The sequence below is a fragment of the Rhizobacter sp. genome, from assembly GCF_031412495.1.
Lineage (GTDB): Bacteria > Pseudomonadota > Gammaproteobacteria > Burkholderiales > Burkholderiaceae_C > Schlegelella_A.
This window is the reverse complement of record NZ_JANODC010000047.1, coordinates 1-6,463: the sequence shown is the minus strand read 5'-3', so window position 1 is coordinate 6,463 and position 6,463 is coordinate 1. Positions and strand designations below refer to the sequence as shown.

General features: G+C 69.1%; 7 protein-coding genes. 3 read left to right on the top strand and 4 right to left on the bottom strand.

Annotated features, from left to right (window positions below):
• Together groL and AC30N0_RS01740 are read left to right on the top strand one after the other, a co-directional pair.
• Positions 1 to 1,464 (top strand): chaperonin GroEL (groL, locus tag AC30N0_RS01745; protein ID WP_489516217.1); only part of this gene is annotated, 1,464 nt, incomplete at its 5' end.
• A gap of 118 nt (positions 1,465 to 1,582) precedes the next feature.
• Positions 1,583 to 3,580, top strand: a complete 1,998-nt coding sequence (locus tag AC30N0_RS01740) for a DUF1631 family protein (protein ID WP_489516216.1) — start codon at positions 1,583 to 1,585, stop codon at positions 3,578 to 3,580.
• Positions 3,581 to 3,590: 10 nt separating this feature from the next.
• On the opposite strand, the gene AC30N0_RS01735 is transcribed toward AC30N0_RS01740, so the two are convergent.
• Positions 3,591 to 4,493 (bottom strand): alpha/beta fold hydrolase, encoded by a 903-nt coding sequence (locus tag AC30N0_RS01735; protein ID WP_489516215.1) that lies wholly within the window; start codon positions 4,491 to 4,493, stop codon positions 3,591 to 3,593.
• A 37-nt stretch (positions 4,494 to 4,530) separates the two neighbouring features.
• Positions 4,531 to 5,232: a ribosome biogenesis GTP-binding protein YihA/YsxC gene (gene yihA / locus AC30N0_RS01730; RefSeq protein ID WP_489516218.1), complete on the bottom strand. Its 702-nt coding sequence runs from the start codon at positions 5,230 to 5,232 to the stop codon at positions 4,531 to 4,533.
• A 72-nt stretch (positions 5,233 to 5,304) separates the two neighbouring features.
• Between yihA and AC30N0_RS01725 the strand changes: the two genes are divergently transcribed.
• Positions 5,305 to 5,949: a c-type cytochrome gene (locus tag AC30N0_RS01725; protein ID WP_489516214.1), complete on the top strand. Its 645-nt coding sequence runs from the start codon at positions 5,305 to 5,307 to the stop codon at positions 5,947 to 5,949.
• A gap of 6 nt (positions 5,950 to 5,955) precedes the next feature.
• Here AC30N0_RS01725 and AC30N0_RS01720 read toward each other — a convergent pair whose 3' ends face one another.
• Positions 5,956 to 6,255, bottom strand: a complete 300-nt coding sequence (locus tag AC30N0_RS01720; protein ID WP_489516213.1) for an STAS domain-containing protein — start codon at positions 6,253 to 6,255, stop codon at positions 5,956 to 5,958.
• Between the two features lies 1 nt (position 6,256).
• A partial coding sequence (locus AC30N0_RS01715) for an MlaC/ttg2D family ABC transporter substrate-binding protein (RefSeq protein ID WP_489516212.1) occupies positions 6,257 to 6,463 on the bottom strand: 207 nt, incomplete at its 5' end.

Here is a 6,463-nt window from a genome sequence, read left to right as displayed (position 1 = left end):
AAGCTCCAGAACATGGGCGCCCAGATGGTCAAGGAAGTCGCTTCCAAGACCTCGGACATCGCCGGTGACGGCACCACCACGGCCACCGTGCTCGCGCAAGCCATCGTCCGCGAAGGCATGAAGTACGTGGCCGCGGGCATGAACCCGATGGACCTGAAGCGCGGCATCGACAAGGCCGTCACGGCACTCGTCGAGGAGCTGAAGAAGCAGTCCAAGCCGACGACGACCAGCAAGGAAATCGCCCAGGTCGGCACGATCTCGGCGAACAGCGACGAGGAAGTCGGCAGGATCATCGCCGAGGCGATGGACAAGGTCGGCAAGGAAGGCGTGATCACCGTCGAAGACGGCAAGTCGCTCGCCTCCGAGCTGGAAGTGGTCGAGGGCATGCAGTTCGACCGCGGCTACCTGTCGCCCTACTTCATCAACAACCCCGAGAAGCAGACGGCGACGCTGGACAACCCGTTCGTGCTGCTGTTCGACAAGAAGATCAGCAACATTCGCGACCTCCTGCCGACGCTCGAGCAGGTGGCCAAGTCGGGCCGCCCGCTGCTGATCGTGGCCGAGGAAGTCGAGGGCGAGGCGCTCGCCACCCTCGTGGTCAACACGATCCGCGGCATCCTGAAGGTCGTCGCCGTCAAGGCGCCGGGCTTCGGTGACCGCAGGAAGGCCATGCTCGAGGACATCGCCATCCTGACCGGCGGCAAGGTCATCGCCGAGGAAGTCGGCCTGACGCTCGAGAAGGTGCAGCTGGCCGACCTGGGCCAGGCCAAGCGCGTCGAGGTCGCGAAGGAGAACACGACCATCATCGACGGCGCCGGTGCTGCGGCCGATATCGAATCGCGCGTCAAGCAGGTGCGGGTCCAGATCGAGGAAGCGACCAGCGACTACGACAAGGAAAAGCTCCAGGAGCGCGTGGCCAAGCTGGCCGGCGGCGTGGCGCTGATCAAGGTCGGCGCCGCGACCGAGACCGAAATGAAGGAGAAGAAGGCCCGTGTCGAGGACGCGCTGCACGCCACGCGTGCGGCGGTCGAGGAAGGCATCGTCGCCGGTGGCGGCGTGGCCTTCCTGCGCGCCAAGCAATCCGTCGGCACGGTCAAGGGCGACAACCCCGACCAAGACGCCGGCATCAAGCTGATCATGCGCGCCATCGAGGAGCCGATCCGCATCATCGTGCAGAACGCCGGCGACGAACCGAGCGTCGTCGTCGCGGCGGTCCTGGCCGGCAAGGGCAACTACGGTTTCAACGCCCAAAACGGACAGTACGGCGACATGATCGAGATGGGCATCCTGGACCCGACCAAGGTCACGCGTACGGCATTGCAGAACGCGGCCTCGGTCGCCTCTTTGATGCTGACGACCGAAGCCATGATCTCCGAGGCACCGAAGGAAGAGTCCTCCGGTGGCGGCGGCGGCATGGGAGGCGGCATGGGCGGGATGGGTGGCATGGGCGGGATGGACATGTGACCTGACGCACCTGCGTCATGAAAGGGCTGCTTCGGCAGCCCTTTTTCATGGCCGGCACGGCAGGGGCCGCGTCTCGCCGCCTCCGCGCGGCGAAGGCAGTTCGATAATCGAGCGCCCCATGGCCACCCTCTCGCTTCTTCAACGCTTTGCCGACGACGAGCTGGCTGCTGCGCCGGCGCTGGTGGCGCGCGTGCGGATCGGAGCGGTGCAGCTGCTGGCGACGTCGGCGGAGCCCTGCCTCAGCCCGGAGGAGCGGGTTCACCACGCCGAGCTCCATCAGGCGCTGCAAAGGCAGGCGCCGGTCTACGAGTCGACCTTCCTCGCTTCCTTGCGCCGCCGTGTCGACGCGGAGATGAACGCCGCCGACCACGGGACCGGTGCGGACCTCGCCCCATCCCGCGAGCCGGCCGGCCTCGAGCTCATGGACGAGGCCCGGGTCGAGATCGACATCGAGATCTCCCGTGCGATGCAGCTGATCGACAGCACGGCCGAATGGGAGCTGCACGAGCTGCAGACCTTCACGTCGACGCTTGCCGGCGGACGACACGTCACGGCGGAATCGAATCCGTTCCGGCCCCTGGTCTATGCCATGGCGCTCTGGGATGCGGCCTGCGCGATCTCGGACCTGCAGCCCCGGCGGGCCCTCCTGCTGCGGACGTCGGCCGGCGTCGCCGCCGGCCTGCTCAAGAACGCGTGGGCGGCGGCATCGACGCGGCTCGAGTCGCAGGGCGTGCAACCGGGAATCTACCGCACGGTCGTGCTGCCGTCGGGCGCGGGGATGGTCGCGAGAGGCGATCCGGACGCCTCCCGACCCCTGTTTCCACCCGCCGTCTTGCCGCGCCTGCCGCAGGCGGCGGCCCGGCCGGGCAGCGGCAGCCACGCGGGTCCGGCGGGCGCGGCGTCGACCCGCGCCGCTGACCTGGCCACGGCTCTGTTCGAGTCTCTGCTTTCCGACAGCCAGCTGCCCGACGCGTTCCGGAATCTCGTCTCCGGCCTGCGCGGTCCCGGCGTGCGCGCCGCCGGGCTGGACCCCGACGTGCTGGACTCCCACGCGCACCCCCTCTGGCGTCTGATCGACCGGGTCGGCGAAGTCGGCGCCGGCTACCCGCGGACGGACGATCCAAGGCGCGAATGCTTCCTCGCCTTCGCAAGCTCGGCGATCGCCGAGATCGCGCCGTCTCCCGCGCCGGATACCGCCCTCCTCCGCCGCTTGCTGAATCGCATCGACGGCTGCCTCGCGGAGCAGCTGCAAGCCGAGCTGCGGGCGGCCCGGGGCGCGATCGATGCGTTGGCCCTCGTCGAACGCCGCGACGTCCTGGAGCAGCATCTCGTGCAGCGCCTCACCGAGCAGATGGCGAGCGTCAGGACGTCACCGGCGATCCGTCGATTCGTCGCCGGGACCTGGACCCGGGTGATCGCCGCCGACATGCTCGCTCACGGCGACCAGTCGGAAGCCGCGATCGGCGACTGGAAGACGCTGGACGATCTGCTCTGGAGCCTGAGGATCCCGGATCACCCGCAGAGCCGGCAGCGCCTGGTCGCCCTGCTCCCCGGGTTGCTGCAGCGCATCCGGGCGGGGATGGAAGCCGTGGCGTTCCCGCCCGAAGGGCAGCAGCAGGTGCTCGGCGAGCTGATGAACATCCACACCGAGGCACTGCGGCCCGGCGCACGCCAGGGCACTGCAGCGCCGAGTACGGCGCCCACGCCCGAGGAGATCGTCAGGCGCCTGCGCGAGGAGGTGGTGCCCGAAGCCCCGACCCGCCGCGGCTTCGGTGATTCCATGATCGATGTCTCCTCGATGGAGACCGTCCCCGCCGAACACCTGCGCACGTCGGCTGAAGGAGATGCCGACGATGCGGTGCGGCGCGTCGAGGACATGCGCATCGGCGATCGGCAAAGGATCTTCCTGCGCGGGAAATGGACCCGCGTGCAGTTGCTGTGGCGAAGCGACCGCGGTCTCTTCTTCGTGTTCGCGGGCGAGTCCCCTTCCCGGGCGCAGTCGATCACTCGCCGTGCGCTCGAGCGGCTGGGCGCAGCCGGCCTCGTGCAGCCGCTCGAGGTCAAGCCGCTCGTGCAGCGCGCCGTCGACCGCCTGCTGCGCGAGGCCTCCCCCTGATCCAGGCTGCTCAGCCGGCGAGCGCCTTGCCGATCTCCGCGGCCAGGAGCGCAGGCTGCTCGTGGACGATCCAGTGCGTGGCCTCGGCGACGCGAACGATCCGAAGGCGCGGCACGAACTCGTCGAGGCCGTCCAGCAGGGTCACCGGCAGGGCCTGATCCCGCTCGCCCCAGACGACGAGCGTGGGCACGTCGACGGCGATCGTCCGCGGCGGCAGAGCAAGAGTCATCACGGGGTCGTCGGGGCCAAGGGGTGGCCGCAGAGGCGAAGCACGGTAGTAGTTGCAGCCGCCCGTCAGGCCGCAGCTCCAGACCTTCCGGTAGCGCTCGCGCACTTCCTCGGTCAGCCAGCCGCCGCCGGGACCAGCCGGGTCCGCAGCCCCCATGTGGGTGAAGAAGGTCCAGAGGCGACGGAAGTCGTCTGCTGCCAGCAGGGCCTCGGCGTCGGGCCTGCACAGGAAATGCATGTAGGCACTGGCCGCCTGCTGTCCGGGGCGGGTCCGCAGCTCCCGGAGGAAGGTCGCCGGATGCGGCGAGTTGATGATCACCAGGCGATCGAGGGCACGCGGATGCAGGGCCGCGAAGGTCCACGCGACGGCGCCGCCCCAGTCGTGGGCGACGACCGCCCGGACCTTGCCGCCCAGGCTGTCGATCAGGCCGGAGAGATCGGCGACGAGATGCTTCGCACGGTAGGCCTCCACCTCGGCGGGGGAGGAGGAGTGCTCGAAGCCGCGCAGGTTCGGCGCGATGCAGCGGAAGCCGGCGCCCGCGAAGTGCTCGAGCAGCTCGTCCCAGACGAAGGCCCCCTCGGGGACGCCATGCAGGAAGACGAGCACCGGCTGGCCTTGCCGGCCCGATGCGCGGCAACTCAGTTCGATGCCGCTCGTAAGTTGGATGGCGTACGTTTCGATCAATTCACTCTCCTTGTCGGACGACTCCCCGTCGCCCCGGCTACAGCACGCGGACTCGCGTCAGGCGGTGCAGCCAGACCGCTGCGTCTTCGAGGCCGCGCCGATCGAGCGCCGAGAACAGGGCGACGCCGACATCGGCCGTCTCGGCCGACACCAGGGAACCCAGGACGGCCTGCGCCTCGACCATTGCGGCGTCTGCGGCCCGGCGCCCCAGCTTGTCTGCCTTGGTGAGCAGCACCAGCAGCTTCACAGCGCCGGTGTCGACGCGCGGGAGCACGAAGCGAAGCAGGGCGAGGTCGAGTTCGGTGAAGCCGAGCCGGGCGTCCACCAGCATCACGATCGCCGACAGGCTGCGCCGGATGTCGAGGTAGTCGGCCATGACTTCCTGCCAGCGCAGCTTGGCATTGCGCTCCACGGCGGCATAGCCGTACCCGGGCAGGTCGACCAGAAGCGCATCGGCAGCGCCTTTCGGCCCGAGCTCGAAGACATTCAGGTGCTGGGTGCGACCCGGCGTCTTGGAGGCGAAGGCGAGCCGCTTCTGCTGCGCGAGGACGTTGATCGCGGTGGACTTCCCCGCGTTCGAACGGCCGACGAAGGCGATCTCGGGAAGCTCGGTGACGGGAAGCTCGGAAAGCTTGCTCGCGGTGGTGAGGAAACGCGTCGTGTGCGTCCATGCCAAGGCGATCTTCGCTTCTGCCGCGTCGTTACCTGCCGATCCCGTCTGTGCCCCGGGGGGCGGCATTGTGTCGATCATGTCTGTCGCAAAAGCGCTCATTGTAAAATTGCAGGCTTTGGCACGAGAAGCCGCCTCCTCATGAAGCCTGTCGCCCGATCGCTCTGCTCGCTGGTCCTCGTCCTGGCCGTGACCGGCGTCGGCGCGCAGTCCGCTCCGCCCGCTGCCGCTCAGCGGGCCTCGACGGCGCCCGACCCGGCCAAGGGCGGTGCGATCGCGACGGCCGTATGCGCCGCCTGCCACAGCATCGACGGCTCGCGCGGCGCCGCCGCCAATCCGATCATCCAGGGGCAGCACCCCGACTACCTCGTCAAGCAGCTGGCCGAATTCAAGGCCGGCAAGCGAAAGAGCCCGATCATGCAGCCGATCGCCTCGGCGCTCAGCGAGGCGGACATGAAGAACGTGTCCGCGTTCTATGCGTCCAAGCAGGCCAAGCCGGGCTTCGCCCGGAACAAGGAACTGGTGGCCCTGGGCGAGAAGCTGTACCGGGGCGGTGCTGCCGACCGTCTGGTCCCGGCCTGCGCAGGCTGCCACGGCCCGGCCGGCGCTGGCATCCCGGCCCAGTACCCACGCCTGGCCGGCCAGCACGCGGAGTACACGGAGGCCCAACTGGCCGCGTTCAGGGGCGGCGCCCGTCAGAACAACCTGGCGATGATCGACATCGCCGCGAAGCTGAACGACCGCGAGATCAAGGCCCTTTCCGACTACGTCGGCGGCCTGCGCTGACGCGGATCAGGCGGGATCGGCCGCGGCGGCGGTCTCCGGCTTGAGCAGGAGGACGTCGAGCCCGTAGAGCTTGGCGAGAGCGGCCAGCTTGGGCGGTGCGGCCCGGACGACGAAAGCCCGGCCCCAGGCGCCCGCGAGACGCTCGATCTCGAGGAGCACGGCCAGCGCGGCCGAATCGAGTTGCTGCAAGGGGGCGGCGTTCACCACTACCGGGCCGTCTCCACCTTCGCGCTCCAGCACCTGTTTGAGCATGCGCAGCGTGTCGCGGGCTTCCCGGGAGGTGAGCGTCGCCGGCAGCAGCAGCATGTCAGCTCCGGCCGCTGCCCGCCGCCTTGTTGCGCTCGGCGAGCTTGGCGATCAGGCCATCGATGCCGTTGCTGCCGATCTCCTGGGCGAAGCTGTTGCGGTAGTTCTCGACCAGCCAGACACCCATGACGTTGACGTCGTAGATCTTCCAGCCGGCACCGGCTTTCTCGAGCCGGTAGTCGAGCTGGATCGGATCGCCCTTGCCGCG